This is a genomic window from Mesorhizobium sp. 128a, assembly GCF_053848025.1.
The window spans coordinates 90962-116946 of the sequence record NZ_JBSPKY010000014.1 but is presented as its reverse complement, the minus strand read 5'-3'; the positions used below and the strand labels follow the sequence as shown (position 1 = coordinate 116946).

The window sequence follows — 25985 nt, the reverse complement described above, 5'->3', positions numbered from 1 at the left end:
ATCGAAGAGACGGCCTAGTCTGGAACAATTCCAGAGTGGCGCGGCTCCCGGCCGGCCCGGAAAACCAACAAAGAAAATCAGCAATTCGGAGGCTAAGATGGACGCGAACACCGACGACAACAGCGCCGGCAAATGCCCGGTCGCGCATGGAACGTCCGGCAGGACCAATCGTGACTGGTGGCCGAACCAGCTCGACATCAGCGTTCTCCACCAGCAGTCGAACCTTTCCGACCCGATGGGTGAGGCGTTCGACTATGCCGAGGAATTCAAAAGCCTCGATCTCGATGCGGTGATCAAGGATCTGCACAAGGTGATGACGGATTCGCAGGATTGGTGGCCGGCCGATTTCGGCCATTACGGCCCGCTTTTTATCCGCATGGCCTGGCACAGCGCCGGCACCTATCGCATCGGTGATGGCCGCGGTGGGGCCGGTGCCGGCCAGCAGCGTTTCGCGCCGCTGAACAGCTGGCCGGACAATGCCAATCTCGACAAGGCGCGCCGGCTGCTGTGGCCGATCAAGCAGAAATACGGCCGCAAGATTTCCTGGGCCGACCTGTTGATCCTCACCGGCAATGTCGCGCTGGAATCGATGGGCTTCAAGACCTTCGGCTTTGCCGGCGGCCGCGCCGATGTCTGGGAGCCCGAGCAGGATGTCAATTGGGGTTCCGAAACCAAATGGCTCGACGACAAGCGCTATTCCGGAGACCGCGAACTGCACGGCCATCTCGGCGCCGTGCAGATGGGCCTGATCTACGTCAACCCCGAAGGGCCGAACGGCAAGCCCGATCCGCTGGCCTCGGCACGCGATATCAGAGAGACCTTCGGGCGCATGGCCATGAACGACGAAGAGACTGTGGCGCTGATCGCCGGTGGTCACACCTTCGGCAAGACCCATGGCGCGGGTGATGCAGCCCTTGTCGGGGTCGAGCCGGAAGGCGCCGGCATCGAGGCGCAGGGCCTTGGCTGGTCGAGCAAGCACGCCACCGGTATCGCCGGCGACGCCATCACGTCGGGCCTCGAAGTCACCTGGACGACGACGCCGACCAAGTGGAGCAACAACTTCTTCGACAATCTGTTCAACTTCGAATGGGAGCTGACCAAGAGCCCTGCCGGCGCCCATCAGTGGACGCCGAAAGGCGGCTCCGGCACGGTAATGGTGCCGGACGCGCACAATCCCTCGAAGCGCCATGCGCCGGCGATGCTGACCACCGACCTCGCGCTGCGTGCCGACCCGGCCTATGAGAAGATCTCGCGACGCTTCCACCAGCATCCCGAGCAGTTCGCCGATGCCTTCGCCCGCGCCTGGTACAAGCTCACCCACCGCGACATGGGTCCGGTCGTGCGCTATCTCGGCCCGTTGGTGCCGAAGGAAGAGCTGATCTGGCAGGATCCGGTACCGGCAGTCGACCATGAACTGGTCAGCGATCAGGACATCGCCGCGCTGAAGGCCAAGATCCTCGCCTCGGGCCTCACTGTTTTGCAGCTGGTTTCGACCGCTTGGGCGTCGGCCTCGACCTTCCGCAACTCCGACAAGCGTGGCGGCGCCAATGGCGCGCGCATTCGCTTGGCGCCGCAGAAGGACTGGGAGGTCAACCAGCCGGCCGAACTAGCCAAGGTGCTGGCGAAACTCGAAGCTATCCAGAAGGAGTTCAACGCGGGCGGCAAGAAGGTGTCGCTGGCCGACCTCATCGTGCTCGGCGGTGTCGCTGCTGTCGAGAAAGCGGCGACGGATGGCGGCAACGCGGTGAAAGTGCCGTTTACGCCCGGCCGCACCGACGCCTCGCAGGAGCAGACAGATGTCCATTCCTTCGCCGCGCTCGAGCCGAAAGTCGATGGCTTCCGCAACTATGTCGGGGGTAAGTTGCCGATGTCGGTCGAAGCGTTGCTGGTCGACCGCGCGCAACTGCTCAACCTGACGGCGCCGGAGATGACGGTGCTGGTCGCTGGCCTGCGCGTGCTCGGCGCCAATGCCGGCGGTTCGAAGCATGGCGTGTTGACCGACAGGCCGGGCACGCTGACGAACGACTTCTTCGTCAACCTGCTCTCGATGGCGACCGTCTGGGACCCGGCCTCCGAGCCGGGCTCGCATGAGGTCTACGAAGCGCGCGACCGCAAGACCAAGGCGGTCAAATGGACTGCCACTCGCGCCGATCTGATCTTCGGCTCGCACGCGCAGCTGCGAGCGCTGGCCGAGGTCTATGGGTCGGCGGATGCCGGGCCGAAATTCGTCGGTGATTTCGTCAAGGCGTGGACCAAGGTGATGAACGCCGACCGCTTCGACATCGCCGGCTGATCGCAGCCCTCCCAACAAAAAGGCGCGGGCCGCGGCCCGCGCCTTTTTTATGCCTTCGAAAATCAGTCCTTTTCGAAGATGCGCGCCTTGGCAACGACGCCGGCAACAGCACCGCCGATCAGTGGGGCTACGATGAATAGCCAGAGCTGGCTGAGGGCAGCACCCCCCGTAAACAGCGCCGGGCCGATCGAGCGGGCCGGATTGACCGAGGTGCCGGTCACCGGGATCATGGCGAAGTGCAGCCCCGCCAGGGTCAGGCCGATGACCAGGCCGGCGAACGCCGTCGAGTGCTTCTCGGCGGTGACGCCGAGGATGACGGTGACGAAGGTGAAGGTGCCGATCAGCTCCCACAGGAAGGCCGAACTCATCCCCCATTTCGCCACGTCCCAGCCATTGGCGCCGAAGCCGGTCGTGTGTCCGCCGGTCTGGCCCGAAACGATGATCCACAGCGCCAGCGAGGCGAGGATGGCGCCGATGATCTGCGCGATCCAGTAGGGAACCACATCCTTTGCCGGCAGCCGGCCGGCAAGGAAGACGCCGAGCGTGACGGCCGGATTGAGATGTGCGCCGGAAATCGGGCCAACCGCATAGGCCGCCGCAATCAGGCCGATCCCGAACGCCAGGCCGATGGCTTCCTGGCCGAGCGGCAGGTCGGCAAGGAAGCCGCCCGTCGCCACCGACGCCGTGCCGATGAACACCAACAGAAATGTTCCCAAAACTTCCGCAAGATACGTTTTCATTGCCCTCTCCTCGTATCGATCCGCCGGCTCGCGTTTTCTGCGCCGCGAATCATGGCGCAAAGAGTATTCCCAACGCAAAAGCTTGGAAAGCAGAGCAGTTGCGCCACAGGCCATGCTTGCGGCGGCCAGTTCCAAACATTAGAGGCCTTGCATATATTTGGGATTTATTGTCGCCGGCGGGTGGACATTTGCCGATTGGAGAAATTCGCCGATCGCGATCGGAACAGCTTGTCGCCGGGAAACGCAAGCGGGGTTCAATCTCGACGTGAAAGGCTCTAAGAGCAGGCCGGAAGATGCACGATTGATGGAATGACGAATGCGACTGGGCGGGCGGCTGGCGGCAGCCATCGAAGTGCTGGAAGACATTGGCCGGCGCCACCGGCCGGTGGCCGATGCGCTGAAGGATTGGGGTCTGTCGCATCGCTTTGCCGGCGGCGGTGACCGCGCGGCGATCGGCAACATCGTCTACGACGCGCTGCGCCACAAGCGTTCCGCCGGCTGGCTGCTGGGCGAGGACACGCCGCGCGCCATCGGCTTCGGCGCGCTGCTCATCGAATGGGGCCAGACGGCGCAATCGCTCAACGACGCGCTCGACGGCGACAAGTTCGCGCCGCCGCTGCTCAGCGCGGCCGAGTTGCAGGCGCTGGCCGAGCGCCGCCTTGAAGACGCGCCCAAGGCGGTGCGGGCCGACATTCCCGACTGGTGCGCGCCGCTGTTTGAACGGGCCTTCGGCACAGAGTGGGTCGAGGAGGGGGCCGCCCTGGCTACCCGTCCGCCGCTCGACATCAGGGTCAACACGCTTCAGTCCGACCGCGCCAAGGTGCTTGCGGAATTGGCCGATACTGGCGCGAATGCGGCCCATATCGCGCCAAACGGCATTCGTATCCCGCCGATCGACGGCGATGGCCGGCACCCGAATGTGCAGGCGGAGCCTGCCTTCCAGAAAGGCTGGTTCGAGGTTCAGGACGAGGGCTCGCAGATCGTCGCCGCACTCGCCGGTGCGCAAGCCGGCATGCAGGTGCTGGACTTCTGCGCCGGCGCCGGTGGCAAGACGCTGGCGCTGTCGGCTGCAATGGCCAACAAAGGCCAGGTCTTCGCTCACGACGCCGAAAAGGCGCGGCTGGCGCCGATCTTCGACCGCATCCGCCGTTCGGAAAACCGCAACGTGCAGGTGGTCACCAAGCCGGCCGAACTGGCGCCGCTCGTGGGCCACATGGACATTGTGCTCGTTGATGCGCCCTGCACCGGCAGCGGCACCTGGCGGCGCCGTCCCGACGCCAAATGGCGGCTGACGCAAAGGCAGCTCGACGCCCGCAAGGGCGAGCAGTCGGCGATCCTCGATGCCGCCAAGGCCTACGTCAAACCCGGTGGCCTCTTGGCCTACATCACCTGTTCGGTGTTCGACGAGGAGAATGGCGAGCAGACCGCCGCCTTCCGCGAGCGCCACAAAGACTTTGTCCCGATCGATCATCGCGCTCTCTGGGACGTCCATTTCCCCGGCCACGCGGCGGCCGCGCGGATCGGAAAAGCAGGCGACATCTCGCTGTCGCCGGCGCTTAGCGCTACCGACGGATTCTACTTCTGCGCGCTGCGTCGGGCGAATTGACGCTGCCGTTGACATTGGTGGCGTTCGCCACCTTGCTCAACGCATCGCTGCTCCTGTTGAACTAAGCGCGTTTGCTGCAGTGCAGCAAAAGCATTTGCTTGCCGCCCGTGCCTCTGCGATAAGCTTTTCCGGCAAAATTGAAGGCGATGGCCATGGCAGCAAAGATCGTACCCGCTCCCGATTATGAGGATCGCGTCAGGGCGTCCTTTGCCCGCCAGCAGGCAATGGCGACGATCGGCGCAGAGCTGACGCTGGTGACGCCGGGCATCATCGAGATCGAAATGCCCTATTCGGCCGAGCTCACCCAGCAGCACGGTTTCCTGCATGCCGGCGTCATCTCGACGGCGCTGGATTCAGCCTGCGGCTACGCCGCTTTTTCACTGATGCCGGAAAATTCAGGCGTGCTGACCATCGAGTTCAAGGTCAATTTGCTGGCGCCGGGCAGGGGCGAACGCTTCCTGTTTCGCGGCTCGGTGACCAAACCCGGCCGCACCATCATCGTCGCCGACGGGCAGGCCTATGCCTTTGCCGCCGACGGCGAGGCCAAACTCATCGCCACCATGACCGGCACGATGATGACGGTGGTCGGCCGTGACGGAATCGCCGGCTGATGGCCAGCGTTGTGCGCATTGGCGGCAAGCATGTCCTCTTCGTCATGGCGGCGCAGGCCGAATACGGCCCGCATCTCCAAAAGCTGTTCACGCCGTTGATGACGGGTGTCGGCCCGGTCGAGGCGGGCGTGCGGCTGGGCGCCGGGCTTGCAACGCTGAAGGCTGAGACCGCGCTGCCCGATCTCGTCGTCTCGCTCGGCTCCGCCGGCAGCCGCACGCTTGAGCAGACCGAAATCTACCAGGCGGTCTCGGTCAGCTACCGCGACATCGATGCCTCGCCGCTGGGCTTCGAGAAGGGCGCGACGCCGTTTCTCGAGCTGCCGGTGACCGTGCCGCTGCCGTTCAGGATTCCGGACATCAGGCAAGCCAGCCTGTCGACCGGCGGCGCCATCATCACCGGCGCCGCCTATGACGCTGTTGCCGCGGACATGGTCGACATGGAGACCTTCGCCTGCCTGCGCGCCTGCCAGCTGTTCGATGTCCCGCTGATCGGCCTGCGCGGCATTTCCGACGGCGCGGCCGACCTGCGGCATGTCGGCGACTGGACCGAATATCTCCATGTCATCGATGAAAAGCTGGCGGATGCAGTCGGACGGCTCGAACAGGCGATAGGCGGCGGCCTGCTCGGCGCCTGAGCGTAGCGATCAGGCCGCAAGGCGGTTCGGATCGCCAAAATCGATGCGCGAAATGCGCCCGCGCACGGCGCCGGTTGCATCGACATAGTCGATCGCGCCGGTCGTGTGGTCGAGTTTCCACGAGCCGGCCGGGCCATCGGTCCATTCGACCTTGTAGCCGTCGTCGAGCAGGTCCCATTTTCCATGAAAGCGGGTGCCGTCCGGCAGCAGCATGTGCGCCCGATCCACGGTTTCGTAGTGGATGAACGCACTCTTGCCGCCCATGTCGATGACATGCGTGGTGCCGATCATGATAATGGCCAGCGTATCCCTGTTCAGAATTGTCATGGTCCCGGTTCCCAGGTTTTGAGTTTGAAAGCGCTCGACGCAATCGAAGTCGTCAAGTATCTTGACTATATGGAGTACTGGCAAAATGGTCAAGGAGCTTGACGAAAAAACCGAAGCGCTACCCGATCACGTCGGCTGGCGGCTGTGGCAAGCGAGCCGGGCCTGGCAGGCTGAGTTCGCCGCCGCGATGCGCTCCGCCGGCCACGGCTGGTTCACAGAGGCGCGCGCCGGGTTGCTCGGGCATATCTCCCGCAACGGCATTCGCCAGTCTGCGCTGATCGACCGCTCGGCGATTTCCAAGCAGGCGGTCCAGCAATTGCTCGACGGGCTGGAGGCGGAAGGCGTGGTGCAGCGCCTGCCCGATCCGCGGGACGGGCGTGGCAAGCTTGTCGGCTATACGCGCAAGGGTCTGGACGCCCTGCGCGATGGTGACCGCATCAAAATGCAGATCGAACGCCGCTACGTCGAGCGTATCGGCCAGCAGCGCTTCGCAGCACTGATGGACGCTTTGCGGACCCTCGATGCGGGATCGCCGGATGCCACCGGCAAAGAGACCGAAGTTCAGTGACGGCGTGGCTTCGCAACCCATTGCGCCGACTCGTTTCTTTCTCTAAAGGCTCGCCATGACGACAGCCAATCACCCCGACACCGTTCTGCCCGACACTGTGCTGATCATCGATTTCGGCAGCCAGTTTACGCAACTCATCGCCCGCCGCATCCGCGAGGCCGGCGTGTTTTCCGAGATCGTGCCGTTCCAATCGGCCGAAGCTGCCTTCAAGCGCATCCAGCCAAAGGCCGTGATCCTGTCCGGCGGTCCTGCCTCGACATCAGATATCGGCAGCCCGCGCGCGCCGCAGATCGTCTTCGACGCCGGCGTGCCGGTGCTCGGCATCTGCTACGGCCAGATGGCGCTCTGCGTTCAGATGGGCGGCGTCGCCGAAAGCTCCAACCATCGCGAATTCGGCCGCGCCTTCGTCGAGATCGAGAAGGACAGCCCGCTGTTCGAAGGCCTGTGGGCGCCGGGCCAGCGCCACCAGGTCTGGATGAGCCATGGCGACCGCGTCATCTCGCTGCCCAAGGGGTTCGAAGTTTTCGGCAAGTCGGAAGGCTCGCCCTTTGCCATCTTCGGCAATGTCGCTCGCAAGATGTATGGCATCATGTTCCACCCTGAAGTGGTGCATACGCCCGATGGCGCCAGGCTGCTCCGCAACTTCGTCCACAACATTGCCGGCATCGAGGGCGACTGGACGATGCGCGCCTATCGCGAGCACGCCGTCGAGACCATCCGCAAGCAGGTCGGCAAGGGCAAGGTGATCTGCGCGCTGTCAGGCGGCGTCGATTCCTCGGTCGCGGCACTTCTGATCCACGAAGCGGTCGGCGACCAGCTGACCTGCATCCTCGTCGACCATGGCCTGATGCGCAAGGACGAGGCCGCCGGCGTGGTCGAGATGTTCCGCCAGCACTACAACCTGCCGCTGATCCTGGTCGACGCGTCGGAAAAATTCATCTCGGCGCTGGAAGGCGAGTCGGACCCTGAGAAGAAGCGCAAGACCATCGGCCGGCTGTTCATCGAAGTGTTCGAGGAAGAGGCCAAGAAGCTCGGCGGCGCCGATTTCCTGGCGCAGGGCACGCTCTATCCCGACGTCATCGAAAGCGTCTCCTTCACCGGCGGCCCGTCGGTGACCATCAAGTCGCACCACAATGTCGGCGGCCTGCCGGAGCGCATGAACATGCAATTGGTCGAGCCGCTGCGCGAACTGTTCAAGGATGAGGTGAGGGCGCTCGGCAAGGAACTCGGCCTGCCCGAAAGTTTTATTGGCCGCCACCCCTTCCCTGGCCCTGGCCTCGCCATCCGCTGTCCCGGCGGCATCACGCGCGACAAGCTGGAAATCCTGCGCGAGGCCGACGCCATCTATCTCGACGAGATCCGCAAGGCCGGCCTCTACGACGCCATCTGGCAGGCCTTCGCCGTGCTGCTTCCCGTGCAGACCGTCGGCGTGATGGGCGACGGTCGCACCTACGAATTCGTCTGCGCGTTGCGCGCCGTGACGTCCGTCGACGGCATGACCGCGGATTTCTATCACTACGACATGGCCTTCCTCGGCGCCGCCGCCACCCGCATCATCAACGAGGTCAAGGGCATCAACCGCGTCGTCTACGACGTGACCTCGAAGCCGCCCGGCACAATCGAGTGGGAATGATTCAGGCCTACCCAAACGCCGCCGAATTTGCGCTAAGACTCGACCTAAGCCACTGAAATAGAAAATATTTTTTACCGATAGCTTTCGCTGCCTATCGGCGGGCATCTTTCGGCTTCGGCGGACTGGCTGACGGACCTCCCCCCATATTGCCACAGTGAATTTTTGAAAGTACCGTCACGCCGTAGAGAGCTATTGACGGTACTTTTTTCAGGCTAAGCGTCTGAAAATTAAACGATATTTCCGCCGACAGCCCTCAAAAACCTTGTGACGGTACTTTTGGAAAGGCAGTCGGGATGCTGACGGACGCCGCTCTCAAGGCATTGAAAATCAAACAGAAAATCTACAAGGTTGCGGATCGTGACGGTATGTATGTCCGCGTTATGCCTAGTGGAACGATCTCGTTTCGTCTGGATTACAGGCTCAACGGCCGGAGGGAGACCGTCTATCTCGGCAAATACGGCCGCGATGGGATCTCTCTTCTCCAGGCGCGCGAGAAATGCCTTGATGCGCGCCGAGCTATCAGAGAAGGCCGCTCTCCTGCCATCGAAAAGCAACGAGACAAACGGCGGCTGAAAGAAGCCAAGAGCTTTGGCCAGTTCGGAGAGAAGTGGCTGACTTTGGCGCCGATGGCGGACAGCACTCGATCGATGCGCCGGTCAATTTTCGAGCGCGAGCTCCTGCCGGATTGGCGCAATCGGCTACTGACTGAAATTACGCCGAACGACCTTCGCACCCAGTGTGCCAAGATTGTCGAGCGCGGAGCGCCGGCAACGGCAATCCATGTCCGCGACATTCTCAAACAGATCTATGGTTTTGCCATTCTCCATGGCGAGAAGGTGTCCAATCCGGCCGATGACGTCGGGCCAGCATCTATCGCCAACTTCGTTCCTAGGGATCGCTCGCTTTCACCAGCTGAAATCCGCGTCATGCTCAAGATGCTGGAGAAGGTCGCCACTCTGCCCACAATTCGTCTCGGCCTTCGCCTCATCCTGTTCACGATGGTGCGAAAGAGCGAGCTTCAGGACGCAGTCTGGGACGAGGTTGACTTCGAAAATGCGGTCTGGAGCATCCCCAAGGAACGCATGAAGCGATCGAAGGCCCACAATGTCTATTTGTCTCGCCAAGCGCTCGACATCTTCATTGCGCTCAAGACTTGCTCGGGGAACTCACGCTTCGTGCTGCCATCGCGCTACGATGCGGATGCACCAATGTCGCGTGCAACGTTCAATCGCGTGACTTATGCGGTCACCGAACAGGCTAAGAACGAAGGCCTACCGCTCGAGCCGTTCACCGTGCACGACCTTCGGCGCACCGGCTCCACGCTTTTGAACGAACTAGGATTCAACAGCGACTGGATCGAGAAATGCCTCGCCCATGAGGACGGCCGCTCTTCCCGCGGTGTCTACAACAAGGCGGAATACGAAATGCAGCGCCGCCATATGATGCAAGAATGGTCCGAGATGGTCGAAGCTTGGGTAGAGGGGAAAAAGCGTCCTGTAGTCCTTTTGCCCGCGACTATGACGATCTTCGAGCCCGATCCGGCGCTTTAACAGGAGCGGTTTTTCTCAAACGCACATCCGGAGGGCTGGCTTGGGGAATTGGTGCTGCCCTGCGTGCATGGAGCCAGGTTTCAACCTCGGCCAAATCCCACACGACGCAACGAGGGGTGAGAGCGAAACGCCGCGGAAATTGCCCGCGTTGTTCCATTTCATAAATTGTGCTGTCGGCCAACGGCACGATCGCGCGCAACTCCTTTCGGCGGATCGTTCGTCTTATCGGTGTTTCTCCTGGTCCAGTCATGACGTCATACCTCGTTCGTTGCGGGTGATTGATGCCGATAGTCTTCAAGGATGGAAAGGGCGAAAGCCGGCAGGCGTATGCTGGGCGGTGATTTCGTACATATCGGCCGGCGAGGGTCGCTATGAACCGGATCGACAATGCATCCAATGCGCCTCGACGAATCGTTCTGCGGTCCGAGGCGGAACTAACCGAGCAAGCTTCATATGGCGCCCTTCGCAGGGGGCGGTCGGCCCCGCATCCCGCCTTGCGGCGGCGCTATGCTGATGCTCCTTCGGCCGCCCTGTTGAACCGGTCTCAGGGCCACGAACTTGCTCCAGCACCGAACTGACTTATTTCCGCTTACGGACATTTCGGTGCTTCCGCCTTGTACGCCCTTTTTCACATTGGTCGGGAGAGCATGGTGCTCTCCTGACGAGAGTCAGGGAAGGGCCGGTTTTCGGCGACGGGTTTCAAGCCAGAGCAGAGGCCTCCGGTGCCGTTGCGGAGAACCGCGATGTCCAGTCGAAGCGACCGAGTCCGCGCAGACGCGGATCGGACGAACCTTTATGACGATATCACCAATAAGATCATCGCCCAGTTGGAGGCAGGCCGTTTCCCCTGGTTCCAGCCGTGGGGGACTGCGGCCGCCAGGGCGCCGTTGTCCCTGCCGACGAATGCCGGGACCGACAGGACGAATAGCGGGATCAATGTGCTTATCCTTTGGGGAGACGGATACGCCTCGGCAATCGTCGGGGAGATCGATCCTCACGCGCCATGAACTCTTGGTGCCTTGCCGACAGCGGGCAAGGCACTGCGTCGCGCATTCGTACCAGTTGTATCACTCCATTTCCGGCACGTCGCCCCCCACGAAGAGCGTCTCTGGCTCACCATACTCGCCAATGGAGGGGTTGGCCTCGCGGACCACGCAATGGCACCGGCATGCTTTCCTGCTAGCGCCTTCGCCGTCCTTATAGCCCGCTCCTCGCTTTGCTGTTCTGCCGGCCCATAGACGGCTTACCTGCCTCACGAAAGCTTCATGAAGTGTCGCTAATATGCGTCCTTGAAGAGGAACATTTGGTGGGCGAAGACAAGCCGAACCGGGAGGCCTAACAGCTCGAATGGATCCAAGACGGCCGGGCCTTTCCAATCGCAACCTTCTACTCAGCAGCGGAAGCCCTAACGGTTATCGGCAGCCTGGAAGAAGGCTACCGCTTGATGCGCGGCGACAAGCAAGTATGGCCTTCATCTGCCCGTCACGATGGTGAAGCAAGTTAGTGTGTGCCGATTGGGGTAGAGTGTATCGGCGCACTCCCAAGACCTCCAGCTAGCCCGGGATGCCGCCCGGGCATTCTTTTAGGCCGGGTCTAGCTTCGCCTTGATGGACCTGACCGCGTTCAAAATGGCGTCTGCGGCTTGCACATCGAGCGCAATATCCAACAGGCCTTCCGTGGTCTTGATCGAAAGGATGCCCGGCACACCCTTGTCGTCGTCGACTGTGCTGACGTGAATTTCTGTGGGCACGAAAGGCAGCGCCTTGCCTCGACGCTTCATCGATCACCTACGCACTACGCAGCGACAATCGCGCAGCCCAATGTCACAATCAAGCCGGCTTAGAAAAGCGAACCTTGAGCCGGAGCCTGCTGTGGAAACTTGATCTGTATGGCCGGCTTCTCGACAATCACTGAGGCGTGGTCGGGAGCTGTCCGCTGCATGTGCCGCGCTTCTGACCACGGGGCTGCTGTAGGCCAGGTCTCCACCTCCGTGAAGATCACCGGCGTAGTCTTCTCGTGGATCTGCGCTATGAAGTCGTTGGGCTTTGGTCGCGAGGAAGCCGTAAAGCTCGAAGTCCTCGGCCCGTCCTTGACCCTGCGGACCCCTGCCAGCGCGTCCAGACGCCCGCGAAGAAGAACAGCGGACAGTCCTCGCTCGGGGCAAACCAGTCATGCTGGGGCGCCGGGGAGCCGGCGGTGGGCCGCATGCGGTCGAGGCTGGCACAGATTGGCGTGTTTGCGCGATCGTCCAGAATGCCGTCTGCGGCAATGCGATCGAGACAGTCGCTTTGCGTGACATCACCAGCGGACGCGAGTTCGCCGATGCCATGTGCGAGCCGCGTCGCATAGAATTGTCGATGGAGTGGGATTGCACTTGCCGGAGCCGAGTCGGTTGAGGTTGCCCGAGATCTCCTTGACCTTCCCGTAGTGGCGAGCGCACCTGCGCGGTCTCTTCGATTGGTGTTTCTGGTCTGAAGAACGGCTTTCGCCTCGATCGCCTGTGGCGCAATGGCGCGTCACGACTTTCTTCCCCTGCCGGCTTCGCCGTCATTCCTCGCGCTTCAACAAAGTCGCTCCCGCGCCATCCTCCGCTGCGCTTCGGCCCAAGGGTGCGCCGACGATCGCCTCCGACCTTTCGACCACCATCGAGACCGCAATGGTGCGGCTCGAAGCAGACAGGATCAAGGAGAACTATCATGGCTACCATCAGCAGGGTGACGTTGTCTTCACCAATTTTGAGTCGACGATCCTTGGCCAACATGGGGGTTGGCCGACCAAGGGCAGGTACTTCGGGTATTCCAGGGCTGAAGTGCTGGATGCATTGCAGGACATTGGTTTTAACGCGCTCGCCCTGTCCAACAACCACGCGTTCGATCTCGGCCCTTGCGGCATCCAGTCCACGCTGGGCGAAGTAGAGACGCGCGGCTTCTTGCATGCCGGGATCGGGATCGACGAGACGAACGCCGCGAAACTCGGCCGGCGCCATCTGGGCCATCGCCATGTCTCCCTGCTTGCGCTCGATGCAGGCCCTGGCCCGGCCAACATGTATGCCGAGAACCGCTCGGCTTCGCGTCCGGCTCGGCCTGGCGTCAACCGGCTGAAGACCGTTCGCAAGATCGGGGTGCCGGACGGCCATTTCCGGAGGCTGGCAAGGCTGGGCGATCATTTGCAAAGCTCGCATCTCGAACTCACCAATTATGCGCAACCGGAGGATCCGCCCGAACTGGCGAGTGGGAAGGAGCTGAATTTCTACGGGACCGTGTTCACCCAGGCAGCCGACTTCGGCCGCTCGATCGAGATCGATCCGCAGAGTGCGAATATTCAACTGTCCGCCGTCCGGCAGGCGGCTGGGCAAGGCGATTTTGTTATCGCCTACCTGCACCACCACCATTGGGAACCAGGTTGGCAGGACGTGCCGCGCTGGGTACAGGCCTTCGCCCGCACATGCATTGACGCCGGAGCAGACCTTTTCGTAAGCCACGGTGCCCCCGTTCTTCAAGCGGTGGAAATCTACAATGGCTCGCCAATCTTCTACGGTCTCGGAAATTTCCTCTTTCACGTCCATCCGGACGAGAGCGAATGGGATCCTCCGGAGGTCTGGCAGAGCATTGTCGCCGCTTGCCGCTACGATGCGAACGGAATCCTTGAAGCCATAGACCTTCTGCCCGTCGTGATCGGTGAGGGAAATGAGCGCCACGGATCCGAAACAAGTGGATTGGTTCCTGTCCCCGCCGGCGGACGCGCGGCGCGAGATATTCTCGAGGGTTTCGCAAGCCGCTCGCGTGCTTTCGGTGCCGGGGTCGAAATATCCGGATGCTCCGGCAGAATAGTTCTGCCGCCTGTGCGCAAATTTGGCTGACGATCAAAACCCAAGGCTACTGCACCGGAAATGACCTGTTGGAGCATCGAAAGCATTGTTGAAACCGAAAAGTTCGGCAGCGCCAAAGCGAAAGATCAGGCGTGATCCTCACCCCGCTGATCTTCACGTCGGCAGACAGATTGCGGCGGTTCGCGTACTGTCGGACGTATCGCAGGCTCAGCTTGCTCGATCGATAGGCGTCAGCTTCCAACAACTCCAAAAATACGAGAACGCAAGGAACCGCGTCAGTGCATCCATGATATACGACATTGGGAAGTCGCTGGGCGTCCCCGTCAGTCGTTTTTTCGAAGGTCTCCCGGAGAATGGGGAGAGCGGCCATGAGGCTTCACGTCTACGAACCGATGAGCGCATTGGTTTCATTGCCAGCGCAGAAGGTCGACGCCTGATCGAGCGTCTTGTTCGACTTCCTCCGCGGGTGCGTACCCGCGTGTCCGCCCTTGTCGCCGCAATCGGGGAAGAATGGGCCGTCCCTCAATACGATGAAGAACAGGCAGACTGACGGCGAACTGTTGCTCAGGTCAGAAGGACAGGCGTGCTATGATCTTCGCGGGCCTCACTGCTCGGACCGTAGCTCGAGTTCCGGGCGATGACGGCATAAGTCTTGCTGCGCGCCAGCTCGGTGATGATGCCCTCGGCAACGGCATCGCTGAGATAACCCTTGTCCGCACCGGCACTCATGTCGTCGAAGGGAAGGATCGCAATCCTCGGCATGTCGCTCGGAGGAACCGGGGCGGCTCGCCACGTTTCCGCGCCGTAGCGTGCTCACGGGCCAAGTCATTCGCTTTCGCATCAGGGTCAAACAGTCGCCCCTAGGTGCTGCCACGCCTCCGACTCGGCGAAGGTGGGAACCGTCGAGGATGGGCGGTCTGTTGTCCGGGAATCACAGCCGGTCTAAGACCGCCTCTTTGGAATAAAGTTCGTCGATTGTGGCGTGGGCGCGTCGGTTTTCACTTTTGGACAACTCGTGAGCACGTTGTCGGTAGGTCCGCGGCGAGAAGTAGCTACTCTGGGGGCCGAGTTGGAATAAGGGCGTGCCACCCCGGGTTAGCGGAGGTACGGACCGAGGCGAGGTGGCGTGACTGCTGCCAAGAATTGCAGCCATCTTGACCAATTCTGGAAGTGACTTAGCCTTCATTTTTCGCATTACCTGGCCGCGGTGAGCCTTGACGGTAATTTCGCTAATTCCGAGTTCGAACGCGATCTGCTTGTTCATCAGCCCGACGACGACCAGCGCCATGACCTCCCTCTCACGCGGACTAAGAGAGTCGCAGCAATCACGGGTCGCTTGTATCTTTGCTGCAAGTAGGAGCGCATCCTTGCTTCTCTGGAGTGCAAGCTCGATTGCGCGCAACAACACCTCGTCACTGAATGGCTTCGTCAGGAATTCAAGGGCTCCGGCCCTCATTGCTTTGACAGCTAGCGGTACGTCCGCATGCCCGGTGATAAAGATGATCGGCATTTCAGCTCGCTCGACAGAGACGAGGGTTTGCACATCCAATCCGTTGAGATCTGGAAGGCTGAAGTCAAGCAGGAGGCAACTCGGGACAAGCGCCTTGGGGTAGTAAAGGAACGCCGCTGCGGTTTCAAAAGTCTTTGGCGTCCAACCGACTGAGCGGACCAGCGACTCTAACGATTCACGGACCGAAACGTCATCGTCCAACACGAAGACGACCGCCTGTTCGCTCATGCAGTTAGCGCTGGGCGCCGACACATACCTATACATAGAAAGGTCCTCCGCCTGTGATCCATGGTGTCCGACCGAGAGCGATCCAGGACTGACGTTCGCTGTGCTTCGCTGCAAAGACGACCGAACGACTCGCCATGGAGTCAGTCGGCGTTCGACAGCTCCTCCTCCCGATGCCAAGAACATTCGCTGAAAAGAAGCGAATTGGCTTGTTATAAGTTGTTAAAAGCCGTTACGACGCGCCTGAGGAAAGAAGGCCAGTGGGCCTCAGCAGTTCAAGCAGCCGCCCCAAATCCTACGGGCTGAGCGACGCCTTGGTTCCTGCGCTGCGATCCTTTCAAGCAGCGGCTATGTGTTGGGAGATGCTCTCAGTGCCAAACCAAATCCTGCCAGGGCAGGGCGTCGCATGCCCTATGTAACAGACCAATCGAGTGGCCGCAGCTCGCCCGCTGCGGCAGCCAAGCCGCCTTCATGCGCGGGATGGATCGTCGCCTGAACTGACAATACTCACGGTCAACGTTGCATTTCTGCAGGTTTCCCAGTCAATTTGGCGAGGAGGTCGGTTGCCTCCCTAACATCCGCTGTTCCAAATCCCTCCGTAAACTGCCGCAGAAGCCGGCCAAGTAGATCTTCGGCGCGAGCCACTTGCCCTTGCTTCTCCCACAGCCGGGCCAGCGAAACGGCAGCCCTCAGTTCCCAGCCCAATGCGGATTGCTTGCTGGCCCAGTAGAGAGCTTGAAGGAATGTCTCCTCTGCTCCTCTCACATCCTTCGGGGAGCGCGCCAGATGAATTTCTGCTTTCACGCGAAGCAAATTCGGGCGGTCATAGGTCTCACCGGCCTGCTCTGCCAAGAATAGAGCTCGGTCAATCATCGCGGAAGCCTCATCGATCTGACCACATCTCAGCATGCCCTCGGCCAGCGCGCGAAGAAAAGTCGTTGCAAGAATATGATGGCGCTCGGCAGCCAGTGTTGCTAACGCCTCTCGCAGTAGATCAACGCCCCCCGTTATTTCACCTTTCAAAACCATAAGTTCGCCCTTTAGCCCAAGTCCAAGGGCTTGATAAGGCGCCAGAGAATATTTGGTCGCGTGGGCCAGGACTCGCTCTATGCACACTGCCGCCCGATCGAAATCGCCGCTCCAGAGATAGACCTGCACTGTGTAGCTCAGTGACATGCAGACCGTGACCGGATGCTCCCGCTTCATCGCCTCCTTTACGGCCATGTCTGCGGTGAGAATGGCTTTGTCCGGCATGCCGAGCAGCCAGAGGGCCCTCGCGTATGCCACTAGCCCGCGCGCCCGATGATCGTAACCAAAGAAGTCGACCTGGGCCGCACCCGAGACGGCTTCTAGCTCCAGCCCACGCTCGCAGTGTAGTCGCGCCGCGACTTGATTCCCGACAAGATGGTGCGCCACGCCCAGCATCCATTCAGCCATAACTAAGCCGGGCGATTCGCCAAGCTCCCCCGCAACGAGCATGCTCCGCTCAGCAGAGGTGACCGCACCTCGGAAATCGCCGATCCGGGTCAGAAAGACGTTTAGTCCAGCTAGTAGGTGCAGCTTGTACTTTCCGTCACGCAGTGCCTCAGCAAGCCCGATGCCTCGCTCAATAGCGCGCCTTACTTCGTCGCCGTTACCCCGTGTGAACATCGATGACATTGCCAACGCCGCCTGCAAGGCCAATTCTATGACTGTTCCGCGATCGGCCTCTCGCAAAGCGGCCAAGCCGCGCTCACACCAGAGCTCGCATTCACCAAGAAGCGAGAACCCTAAAAACAATGGCGCCGCTTCGGCGGCGAGTTCCACGCCAATCTGCGGGTCGCCGAGTTCCGAGAAGCTCCAAACAAGCGCGGCCCGGATATTGCCCATGTGTGGTTCGTAGGCTGATACGTCACGGCTTCCGAAGGCGGTCGCGCTTGTCGGATCGGACTTCAAGCGATCGGTGTAGTGAAGTGCGTGTCGTCTCGACAGCACTTCCTTTTCGCCGGTGTCCTCCAGCCTTGTTGCCGCGTACGCTCGCGTGGTGTCCAGCAGCCGATGGTAAGTTGCTCCCCCAACCTCAGACATCCTGACAAGCGACTTATCAACCAAACTCGCTACGGCATCGGCAAGCTTCGGCGCATCATCTTCGTTTTCGGCCGCGACGGCCAATGCGGCTTCCAAGGTAAACGCGCCCACGAAGACAGATAGCCTCAGCAGGATCGTCTTTTCGTACTGGGAGAGCAGATTGTAGCTCCAATCAAGCATTGCTTGAAGAGTTTGATGTCGGGGAGGCGCGCTCCGCCGCCCGTGCCAAAGAAGCTTGAAGCGATTGTCGAGGAGATCGGCTGTTCCTCGAATTCCGTAGACCCCCACACGGCCGGCCGCGAGTTCAATGGCGAGCGCGATTCCATCGAGTCGACGACATATCCCTGCCAAGATAGGCGCATCTGCGTCACTAAGCCTGGTAACAAGCCCACCGGCGGCGGCGCGCTCCATAAAGAGTTGCACCGCCGGCGAGGCAAGCGCTTGGTCGGCAGTTAGTCCGGCTTCCTCCATCGGAACTTCAAGCGGTGTCAAAAGGTGTACGTTTTCGCCCTCCACGCGCAATGCTTCACGACTGGTTGTGAGAAGGTGTACGAGCTGCGTCTCAATGAACAGCCGCTCGGTCAGTTCGGCGACCCCGTCGATTACGTGCTCGCAACTGTCGAAAACGAGAAGGATCGGCTGGTCGACCAGCAATGCGACCAAACCGGGCAAAGGATCTTGCCCAGTTTGGCCGATTAGCCCAAGCGTTGAGGCTACCGCGCCGGCGACCAGCGACGAGTCACCGATCGAGCCGAGGTCCAAGAAATAGATCTTATCGGAGAACTCATCGCGCAACGCGTGGGCGGTGGCCACTGCGACGGTCGTCTTTCCCATGCCTCCTGGTCCGACAACGCTGACGAACCGGCGGCTCGAAAGGAGTGAACACAAATCGGCGACTGTCCCATCGCGACCGACCATCCTTTCAAGCCGCGGAGGTAGTTTTTGTGGCCTTCTCTCCTGGTTGGCGGGCGCGGCAGGTTGCCCTCGTGCGGAGCGTCTTACCGGCGCTACAAAGCTGTAACCGCGACCTGGAACGTTGGTGATATAACGAGCGCCGTTTTTTCCGTCACCCAAGGCCTTGCGGAGATTGAAGAGGTGTACCCGAAGGCTCGCTTCCTCCACGATCACGTCGGGCCAGACGCGCTCGATCAGTTCCTTTCGGCTCAGCACCTCGCCTGCGTGTTCCACAAGATCGATAAGGATATCTAACGCCCGTCCGCCGATCGCAACAGGCTCCTCATCCCGCACGAGGGATCTCTCGGCGGCGTTCAAGCGAAACGGGCCAAAAGAGGCGATCACATCATGCAAACTGCCCTCTACCGGTAATATGCCCCTCCCACGGAACGTCGTCGGCGGCGACGAACCCGACACGCATCTAACTCAACATGGACGCGGAACTCGGCTTGTCGTCAGGTGCAGCCGCTAAGTCCGCAGGCATTGCCGTTATACTGTACCCTAACCGCGCTGTTCAACCCGTTCGCAGAGCCGAATTGAGCCCCTCGCTCAGAGCCGTATCGCTGAATGGCTTGAGTAGGCACGCGACGGCTCCGCTCGCGAGAAGGCGCTGTCGGAGGGACTCCTCGCGTTGAGCGGTGATGTAAACGATCGGTATTCCTTGCCCGTTGAGCGCCAACTCGCGCTGCAGATCGGGGCCGCTGATGGTTGACAAAATCGACGTAACCACCGGGTAACGCAGTCCACACCATGGCAGATAGTGCGTCCAATACAAGATTGAGATCGATCTCCATCGCCATCCTTTCGTGACACGCGCGTACGCGACAGTGCCCCCGGCCAATGCAACGGTCTATTATGCCTTGGTGTCCCTCCGGCCGCGTACCGCCGATACCATCGTGCAATGGCTCCCTACCGTGTTTTATTGATCAGTATGCCGCATCCGAAAGGGAGATGTGTCATGGACGATCACGAAATTGTCGATTCGAGCTTCACGGCAGTCATCAACGCGCCAATCGAGAAGATCGATATCCCCAAATGGTGCTTCAACCTTGCAGAGCAGGAGTATCAGGGCTGTTCCCCGGCCCATGTCGCGGCGGGCTTCACGACCGCGCCGGACGGCAAACGGATGTCGATCAACGTCGAAGTTATCGGCGGGGCGCTGATGGTGCAACACTACGTCGAGACACTCGGCCGGAAGGACCATCTCATTTTGGATTCGGTTTCCGATATCTTCACGCCCAACGGTCGGACGACAATCAACGTGCGATGGGAGTTGAGCGTCAAGGCCCTCAACGACGGGAGTTGTGAGTTCACCAACCACGTCCGCTCCACGGCCACCAACGACTTTATGACCTTGCTTGATCGGCAGGGGATCCCGTTCGAGGTTTTTAGATCGCAGCGCCAACCAAATTCGATCGCCCACAACAAGGGCGAGACCCCGCTCTTTGCGGCTAGTATCGAGCGAGCCGCCCTGAGAGATTTATAGCCCACCGCCAACGAGAACATCTTTTCTGAGCTGGTAGGATGTCGCAGCCAAGCCGCAAGAGATCGTCGATGACGCCACTCAAATCTCAAAAGCCAGAGATCCGACGGAGAAGCATCATGGAAATGCACACGTATGAAAAGGAGATCACTGCACTTCTGGTGATCGATGCGTACAACGATTTCATTTCCGAGGGTGGCAAGATATGGCCCCGCATCCAGGCCGTTGCAGAAAGGAACGACTGCGTGCCTCACATGCTGCAAGTCCTCAGAGCCGCTCGGGATGCAGGGCTTCGGGTGTTCTACGTGATGCACCATCGCTACCGGCCAGGCGACTATGAGACCTGGAGGTACATTGCCCCCATTCAGAAAAAAGCATGGAGGAACAAGAGCTTCGAGCACGGCAGCTGGGGCGGCGAAATTCGTGCCGAGTTCGAGCCGTTGCCGAGCGAAACCGTCGTGGCGGAGCATTGGTGTTCCAGCGGTTTTGCCAATACGGATTTGGATCTGGAGCTCAAGAGGAACGGCATCCACAAGCTCATTGTCATCGGACTGATAGCGCATACCTGCGTCGAGGCGACAGTTCGGTTCGCCGCCGAGCTCGGTTACGAAGTCACCGTGATAAGGGACGCGACCGCCGACTACTCAGACGATGCTATGCACGCTGCTCTCGAAATCAATATCCCGAACTATGCCAGCGCAATTGTGTCAACGAGCGAAATCGTCGCCTCCATTTCCCTAGGGCAGACATCGGGAACTGGCGCTCGATGATCTCGTTGTGGCCTAGCCAGGGAAATGGCGCTGGGAGCCAACGCTGCTGATACCAGCTAGCAGGAGATCGGACTTGCCCTCGCATCGCCCGACACCCATCCCAGAAACAGGCGCGCGCAGTATGGTGCCCACCCGGTGATTTCGGCGTGGTCCGGCGACGGCCGCAGGCCGAGCATAACGGTGCGCCGCCGTTCCATAATCATCATGGCTCTCAGCATTCCGACTGCCATAGCCGGATCACCTTCTGAAGCACCGCAACTCCGGTGTCAGCGTTCTTGTCAATGTGCTGGTCGGCATCGCAGTATTGGGCACCGGACATATCTTGCCCCAGTATTTGGGATCGGTGCAGCGTTATAATGCGGAGCAGCGCTCCCGCTAAGCAAATTCAACGAATGGGCCTATAGGCCATCGCCATTGCGTGCGCGCGGTTGCGCTGCTCTTCACGGGAAAGATCCAGGCCGACGGCGGGGCAGGCGCTCGTTGAGCCTATCGCAACCGCTCACTGCTGCCGACCAAGCGATACCAAGGTGCAATGGTTTTAGCTCCTGAGGCAGCTGATCCTTGTCTTGTATCGGACCAGATCAGACATAGGAGAACATCATGTCAGCAAGATCATCACTTTTGCCTACACGGCGCGAGGTACTCCTCGCCACTGCCGCCGCCGGCGTTGTCAGCATGCTCCCCGGGACGTCTTACGCAGCGACCGGAGAGGCTTCGATCCGACCCTTCACCGTGAGTTTCCCGGAAGAGAAGATCACCGAACTTCGCCGACGCATTGCCACCACGCAATGGCCTGAGCGTGAAACCGTCAAGGACACATCGCAAGGCGTGCAACTTTCTGCAATTCAGGAGCTCGCGCGCTATTGGGCGACTGACTACGACTGGCGCAAGGTCGAGGCGAAGCTGAACAGCTATCCGCAGTTCATGACCGAGATCGATGGGCTGGATTTCCACTTCATCCATGTCCGCTCGAAGCATGAAAAGGCGTTGCCACTCGTCATCAATCACGGATGGCCAGGCTCGATCATCGAGCAGTTGAAGATCATCGACCCGCTTGTTGACCCCACGGCATTTGGCGCGAGCGCATCGGACGCCTTCGATGTTGTGATCCCCTCGATGCCTGGCTACGGCTTTTCGGGCAAGCCGACCACGCCCGGCTGGGGTCCAGAGCGCATGGGCCGAGCATGGGCGGAACTCATGAAGCGACTAGGCTACACGCGCTACGTCGCCCAGGGCGGCGACTGGGGTGCATTTGTCGTGGATCAGATGGGCCTGCAGGCGCCCGCGGGATTGCTTGCTATCCACACCAACATGCCCGGTACCGTCCCAGCCGACGTCGACAAGGCGCTACTGGCAGGCGCCCCGCCGCCATCAGGCCTTTCGGCCGACGAAAAGCGCGCGTACGAAGACCTGATCAAGACATTCAGGCAGGTCGATTACGCCCGGTTTATGGGCTCACGCCCGCAAACCTTGTATGGCATCGCGGATTCACCCGTCGGCCTGGCAGCCTGGCTTCTCGACCACGGTGATGGTGATGGCCAGCCTGCCGCGGCGGTCGCCGCGGCCCTGAACCGGACTACCAGCACCACCGGCGAATTGACGCGCGACGAGGTCCTCGACAACATCACGCTCTACTGGCTGACCAACACCGGGGTCTCTGCGTCCCGCCTCTACTGGGAATACAAGGGTGGGTTCTTCAACGCCAAGGGCGTCAAGATTCCGGTGGCCGTAACCGTCTTCCCAGGCGAGCAGTATGAAGCACCGCGCAGTTGGACGGAAAAGGCTTATCCGAAGCTAATCTACTACAATAAGGTCGACAAAGGCGGGCACTTCGCGGCTTGGGAGCAGCCGCTGATCTTCTCCGCCGAACTCAGGGCTGGGTTCCGGCCGCTCCGACAATCAATCTGAGTCGAGCAGGACAGCTCGCCGTTCCAACCCGCTCAAGAGACGCGGATCGGATTGTTCCAGCCCGATCCGCCTGTGAACGCACCGCCAAATCGGACCACGGAGGAACGCCATGACGATACGATTTCTCTCCCGCCGGCAGCTACTTGCCGCGACGGCTGCAGCCGGGGCTATCAGCTTGCTCCTTGGGACGTTTCGCGCCGAGGCCGGCGATGATATCCGGCCCTTCGTCGCTAAGGTCCCGCAGGGGGAACTCGACGAGCTTCGCCGGCGGATCGCCGCGACGCGCTGGCCGGACCAAGAGACGGTGGATGACCAGTCGCAAGGCATAAAGCTCGCGAAGCTCAAACCGCTCGTCGACTATTGGGGCACCGGTTACGACTGGCGAAAGGCGGAGGCCAAGCTCAACACCCTGCCTCAATTCATGACGACGATCGACAGCGTGGACATTCACTTCATCCATGTGCGCTCGCGTCACCCGAACGCCATGCCGCTGATCATGACGCATGGCTGGCCCGGCTCGGTGTTCGAGCTGCTCAAGACGGTCGGCCCACTCACCGATCCCACCGCGCATGGTGGACGTGCGGAGGACGCCTTCGACCTGATCATGCCTTCGATGCCAGGCTTCGGCTTCTCGGGCAAGCCGAGGGATACCGGCTGGGGTCCTGACCGCATCGCCCGAGCCTGGGCACAACTCATGGCGCGTCTCGGCTATCCCCGCTATGTCGCGCAGGGTGGCGACTGGGGGTCTCCAGTTTCCAGCGCGATGGCGCGTCAGTCGCCGGCCGGGTTGCTCGGCATCCATATCAACTTGCCAGCGGCCATACCGCCCGACATTGCTGCCATACTGACTGCAGGGGGGCCGGCGCCGCCGGGACTCTCCGAGAAGGAACGGACGGCATTTGACGCGCTCAGCGTCGCTGCCAAAAAGGGCAACAGGTCCTACGCGGTAATGATGGGTACCCGGCCGCAGACGGTCGGCTACTCCATCTCGGACTCGCCCACAGGCCTTCTTGCCTGGATGCTCGGACATCCAGGCTTTTCGAATTGGACGTACAACAGCAGCGATCCCGAAAAGTCTCCGGACGAGGTGCTCGACGACGTCACGCTGTATTGGCTGACCAACAGCGCAGTCTCATCGGCGCGGATCTACTGGGAATATAGCGGGCGCAGTCCTGTTTTTTCGGGGCCGGAAATGACCTCCGAGATCGCACTCCCTGTCGCGATTACGGTCTTTCCAGGTGAGAACTATCAAGCCCCGGAGACATGGGCCCGGCGCGCCTATCGCCACCTGATCTACTTTCACGAGGCCGACAAAGGCGGGCACTTCGCCGCCTGGGAAGAGCCAGAGCTTTTCGCGGCCGAATTGCGCGCGGGGTTCAGGCCGCTGCGGCAATGAAATAAACGGAGACGAGCGCCGCTCTCCCACTGGAGGAATCATGACCGTTGCAACCGTCGCCGCATCCAGCCGGCGCCCACCGGGATTATCAGGCCAAACCGTCGTCGTCATCGGCGGCAGCGCTGGCATCGGACTGGAAACCGCCCGGCAGGCCCGTGCAGAAGGCGCCCGCGTCATTCTGACCGGACGTCACCCCGAGCGCCTCAGCCGAGCAGCTCTCGAACTCGACGCGCATTACACCGCAGCCTTTGACGCCAATGATCCGGCCGGTTTGCAATCCTTCTTCCGCGATCTCGCAACCCCGATCGACCAGGTGATGGTCACCGCCGGCGCTCCCCACTACGGCTCTCCTCTCAAGATGCCAGCGGAGGAAGCGCGACGCGCCATTACCGAACACCTAGTGCTGGCGCTCGAAGTCGCGCGTGGCGCCGCGGGCAAGGTCAGGCCAGGCGGCTCCCTGATATTCATGGGCGGCACGGGCGCACGTCGCCCGCGGCTTGGCTTGGCAATCGCCTCAACGGCAACTGTCGCGTTCCCTACACTTGTCGCCAACCTTGCCCTCGAGCTCGCGCCGATCCGCGTCAACCTGATAGCGGCCGGCTTTGTTGACACGCCGCTCTCGGCATCGATCCTCGGCGATGACCTCGACAAGCGACGCGACGAACTGCGTGCGACGCTGCCCATCCGGCGCGTCGTCGGACCGGCCGACGTTGCCGCGCTGGCCGTTCACATCATGATCAACACGGCGCTGACGGGAGCCACATACGACATCGACGGCGGGCAGCAGCTGGTCTCATGACGAACGCCATCGTGGAGCGTGCGGCACCCACCAATACCATCGCGCAATTGATCCGACTGCTAGCCCCATGTTGTCATTCATGCGTCTGGACATATGCCACTCTGAAAGACATCCAACCCTAAGGAGATCAACATGAGCAGTACCACTTTGTTGCGCAGCGAATCCGCGATCGAAACCCGGAAAGCGCGAGGGGTCGACATGAAGCTCGAGGTCGTCATCATTCCCGTTGTGGACGTGGATCGTGCCAAGCGTTTCTACGGCGGCCTAGGCTGGAGGCTCGACGCTGACTTCGTCGTCGGGGACACATTTAGGGTCGTGCAGTTCACACCGGCAGGCTCGCCGTGCTCGGTCCACTTCGGCACGGGGCTCACTTCGGCAGCACCAGGTTCCGCAAGCGGAATGTATCTTGTCGTATCGGACATAGAGGCAGCGCGAGCCGAGCTCAACAGCCGCGGTGCCGACGTCGGGGATGTGTTCCATGTCGCTGGTCCGGGAAAGCCGGCGGTCAGCGGTCGAGATCCAGAACGGCGAAGCTACTTCTCATACGCCGAGTTCAGCGATCCGGACGGTAACAGCTGGAAGTTGCAGGAAGTCACCACGCGATTCCCTGGACGCGTGGACACGGACGTCACGACGTTCACCACGTCTAGCGAACTCGCTACGACGCTTCGACGTGCCGCGGCTGCACATGGCGAGCACGAGAAGCGGACGGGCGGCGAGCGTGATGAAAACTGGCCGGATTGGTACGCCGAGTACATCGTCAGCGAGCAGGCCGGTAAGCCGCTGCCGCAGTAGGTAGCTGGATCAACGTCGTCGCCATCACTGAATTTAGCGAGACTACTGGGGGACGCACGAAAGGGTGCATCTGCGGGCGCAAGAGACTGCGCCGCGCGAACTGCGGACCTTGGTGCCTCTGAAAACGGCGGGCCGGATCGCTCATTGTACGAGGGTTAGCTCTTTCCAGCGTCCGAAGAACGTAGCCATCGTGTCGATAAACTAAGCCCGGCTCCAGCACGACGACATGAATAGTCATCCGCATATATTCGTCGGGTCGGTGTGGTCTGCAATGTCGACGTCCAAT

The 25985-nt window shown here is 61.0% G+C and carries 23 protein-coding genes and 1 pseudogene; 16 read left to right on the top strand and 8 right to left on the bottom strand.

All coding sequences use genetic code 11. The annotated features are described in order from the left end of the window. Positions 1 to 97 precede the first annotated feature (97 nt). The gene (gene katG, locus ACWTU9_RS22645; protein ID WP_455860223.1) at positions 98 to 2293 is read left to right on the top strand and encodes a catalase/peroxidase HPI; all 2196 of its coding nucleotides are present in this window, start codon (positions 98 to 100) and stop codon (positions 2291 to 2293) included. A gap of 62 nt (positions 2294 to 2355) precedes the next feature. Here katG and ACWTU9_RS22640 read toward each other — a convergent pair whose 3' ends face one another. Beyond that, positions 2356 to 3033, bottom strand: a complete 678-nt coding sequence (locus ACWTU9_RS22640; protein ID WP_455860222.1) for an MIP family channel protein — start codon at positions 3031 to 3033, stop codon at positions 2356 to 2358. A gap of 316 nt (positions 3034 to 3349) precedes the next feature. On the opposite strand from ACWTU9_RS22640, the gene ACWTU9_RS22635 reads away from it, so the two are divergent. The 3 genes from ACWTU9_RS22635 (at position 3350) to ACWTU9_RS22625 (ending at position 5885) form a co-directional block, all read left to right on the top strand. Beyond that, entirely contained in the window at positions 3350 to 4639 is a 1290-nt protein-coding gene (locus tag ACWTU9_RS22635; RefSeq protein WP_455860221.1) for an RsmB/NOP family class I SAM-dependent RNA methyltransferase, read from the top strand. Between the two features lie 152 nt (positions 4640 to 4791). Further along, on the top strand, positions 4792 to 5250 hold the full coding sequence (locus ACWTU9_RS22630; protein ID WP_454577486.1) for a PaaI family thioesterase: 459 nt from the start codon (positions 4792 to 4794) through the stop codon (positions 5248 to 5250). Beyond that, positions 5250 to 5885, top strand: a complete 636-nt coding sequence (locus ACWTU9_RS22625; protein ID WP_455860220.1) for a 5'-methylthioadenosine/S-adenosylhomocysteine nucleosidase — start codon at positions 5250 to 5252, stop codon at positions 5883 to 5885. Before ACWTU9_RS22630 ends, ACWTU9_RS22625 begins: the two co-directional genes overlap by 1 nt. Positions 5886 to 5894: 9 nt before the next feature. On the opposite strand, the gene ACWTU9_RS22620 is transcribed toward ACWTU9_RS22625, so the two are convergent. After that, on the bottom strand, positions 5895 to 6212 hold the full coding sequence (locus ACWTU9_RS22620; protein WP_455860219.1) for a hypothetical protein: 318 nt from the start codon (positions 6210 to 6212) through the stop codon (positions 5895 to 5897). Between the two features lie 85 nt (positions 6213 to 6297). Here ACWTU9_RS22620 and ACWTU9_RS22615 point away from each other — a divergent pair, with 85 nt between their 5' ends. From ACWTU9_RS22615 to ACWTU9_RS22605, 3 genes are all read left to right on the top strand, one after another. Further along, entirely contained in the window at positions 6298 to 6780 is a 483-nt protein-coding gene (locus tag ACWTU9_RS22615; RefSeq protein WP_455860218.1) for a MarR family winged helix-turn-helix transcriptional regulator, read from the top strand. Positions 6781 to 6835: 55 nt separating this feature from the next. Further along, positions 6836 to 8413, top strand: coding sequence for a glutamine-hydrolyzing GMP synthase (gene guaA / locus ACWTU9_RS22610; RefSeq protein ID WP_454590543.1), 1578 nt, complete (start codon positions 6836 to 6838; stop codon positions 8411 to 8413). 293 nt (positions 8414 to 8706) lie between these two features. Beyond that, the gene (locus tag ACWTU9_RS22605; RefSeq protein WP_455860217.1) at positions 8707 to 9963 is read left to right on the top strand and encodes a tyrosine-type recombinase/integrase; all 1257 of its coding nucleotides are present in this window, start codon (positions 8707 to 8709) and stop codon (positions 9961 to 9963) included. On the opposite strand, the gene ACWTU9_RS22600 is transcribed toward ACWTU9_RS22605, so the two are convergent. Next, positions 9929 to 10213: a helix-turn-helix transcriptional regulator gene (locus ACWTU9_RS22600; RefSeq protein ID WP_455860216.1), complete on the bottom strand. Its 285-nt coding sequence runs from the start codon at positions 10211 to 10213 to the stop codon at positions 9929 to 9931. The genes ACWTU9_RS22605 and ACWTU9_RS22600 overlap by 35 nt on opposite strands. A gap of 493 nt (positions 10214 to 10706) precedes the next feature. Here ACWTU9_RS22600 and ACWTU9_RS22595 point away from each other — a divergent pair. Continuing rightward, positions 10707 to 10949, top strand: a pseudogene (locus ACWTU9_RS22595) (ArdC-like ssDNA-binding domain-containing protein); the annotation flags it as partial. Positions 10950 to 11545: 596 nt separating this feature from the next. On the opposite strand, the gene ACWTU9_RS22590 reads toward ACWTU9_RS22595, so the two are convergent. Further along, positions 11546 to 11713: a hypothetical protein gene (locus tag ACWTU9_RS22590; RefSeq protein WP_455860215.1), complete on the bottom strand. Its 168-nt coding sequence runs from the start codon at positions 11711 to 11713 to the stop codon at positions 11546 to 11548. 906 nt (positions 11714 to 12619) lie between these two features. Here ACWTU9_RS22590 and ACWTU9_RS22585 point away from each other — a divergent pair. Next, on the top strand, positions 12620 to 13822 hold the full coding sequence (locus tag ACWTU9_RS22585; protein WP_455860214.1) for a CapA family protein: 1203 nt from the start codon (positions 12620 to 12622) through the stop codon (positions 13820 to 13822). A 55-nt stretch (positions 13823 to 13877) separates the two neighbouring features. Further along, positions 13878 to 14342 carry a helix-turn-helix domain-containing protein gene (locus ACWTU9_RS22580; protein ID WP_455860213.1) on the top strand — a complete coding sequence of 155 codons (465 nt, stop codon included), beginning with the start codon at positions 13878 to 13880 and terminating at the stop codon, positions 14340 to 14342. Positions 14343 to 14356: 14 nt separating this feature from the next. On the opposite strand, the gene ACWTU9_RS22575 is transcribed toward ACWTU9_RS22580, so the two are convergent. The 4 genes from ACWTU9_RS22575 to ACWTU9_RS22560 form a co-directional block, all read right to left on the bottom strand. Next, positions 14357 to 14554 (bottom strand): hypothetical protein, encoded by a 198-nt coding sequence (locus tag ACWTU9_RS22575; protein WP_455860212.1) that lies wholly within the window; start codon positions 14552 to 14554, stop codon positions 14357 to 14359. A 169-nt stretch (positions 14555 to 14723) separates the two neighbouring features. Next, positions 14724 to 15530: a response regulator transcription factor gene (locus ACWTU9_RS22570; RefSeq protein WP_455860211.1), complete on the bottom strand. Its 807-nt coding sequence runs from the start codon at positions 15528 to 15530 to the stop codon at positions 14724 to 14726. A 510-nt stretch (positions 15531 to 16040) separates the two neighbouring features. Beyond that, entirely contained in the window at positions 16041 to 18893 is a 2853-nt protein-coding gene (locus ACWTU9_RS22565; protein ID WP_455860288.1) for an ATP-binding protein, read from the bottom strand. A 169-nt stretch (positions 18894 to 19062) separates the two neighbouring features. Further along, positions 19063 to 19278, bottom strand: coding sequence for a response regulator (locus ACWTU9_RS22560; RefSeq protein ID WP_455860210.1), 216 nt, complete (start codon positions 19276 to 19278; stop codon positions 19063 to 19065). A gap of 228 nt (positions 19279 to 19506) precedes the next feature. On the opposite strand from ACWTU9_RS22560, the gene ACWTU9_RS22555 reads away from it, so the two are divergent. The 6 genes from ACWTU9_RS22555 to ACWTU9_RS22530 all read left to right on the top strand — a co-directional run bounded on the left by ACWTU9_RS22555 (position 19507) and on the right by ACWTU9_RS22530 (position 25699). Next, a complete protein-coding gene (locus ACWTU9_RS22555) occupies positions 19507 to 20034 on the top strand; it encodes a hypothetical protein (RefSeq protein WP_455860209.1) in 528 nt (175 codons plus the stop codon). Between the two features lie 122 nt (positions 20035 to 20156). Then, positions 20157 to 20801, top strand: a complete 645-nt coding sequence (locus ACWTU9_RS22550; RefSeq protein WP_455860287.1) for an isochorismatase family cysteine hydrolase — start codon at positions 20157 to 20159, stop codon at positions 20799 to 20801. Positions 20802 to 21401: 600 nt separating this feature from the next. Then, positions 21402 to 22709, top strand: coding sequence for an epoxide hydrolase family protein (locus ACWTU9_RS22545; RefSeq protein WP_455860208.1), 1308 nt, complete (start codon positions 21402 to 21404; stop codon positions 22707 to 22709). 109 nt (positions 22710 to 22818) lie between these two features. Continuing rightward, a complete protein-coding gene (locus ACWTU9_RS22540; RefSeq protein WP_455860207.1) occupies positions 22819 to 24105 on the top strand; it encodes an epoxide hydrolase family protein in 1287 nt (428 codons plus the stop codon). A gap of 40 nt (positions 24106 to 24145) precedes the next feature. Then, positions 24146 to 24904, top strand: a complete 759-nt coding sequence (locus tag ACWTU9_RS22535; protein ID WP_455860206.1) for an SDR family oxidoreductase — start codon at positions 24146 to 24148, stop codon at positions 24902 to 24904. A gap of 132 nt (positions 24905 to 25036) precedes the next feature. Next, on the top strand, positions 25037 to 25699 hold the full coding sequence (locus tag ACWTU9_RS22530) for a VOC family protein (protein ID WP_455860205.1): 663 nt from the start codon (positions 25037 to 25039) through the stop codon (positions 25697 to 25699). The last annotated feature ends 286 nt before the right edge of the window (positions 25700 to 25985 follow it).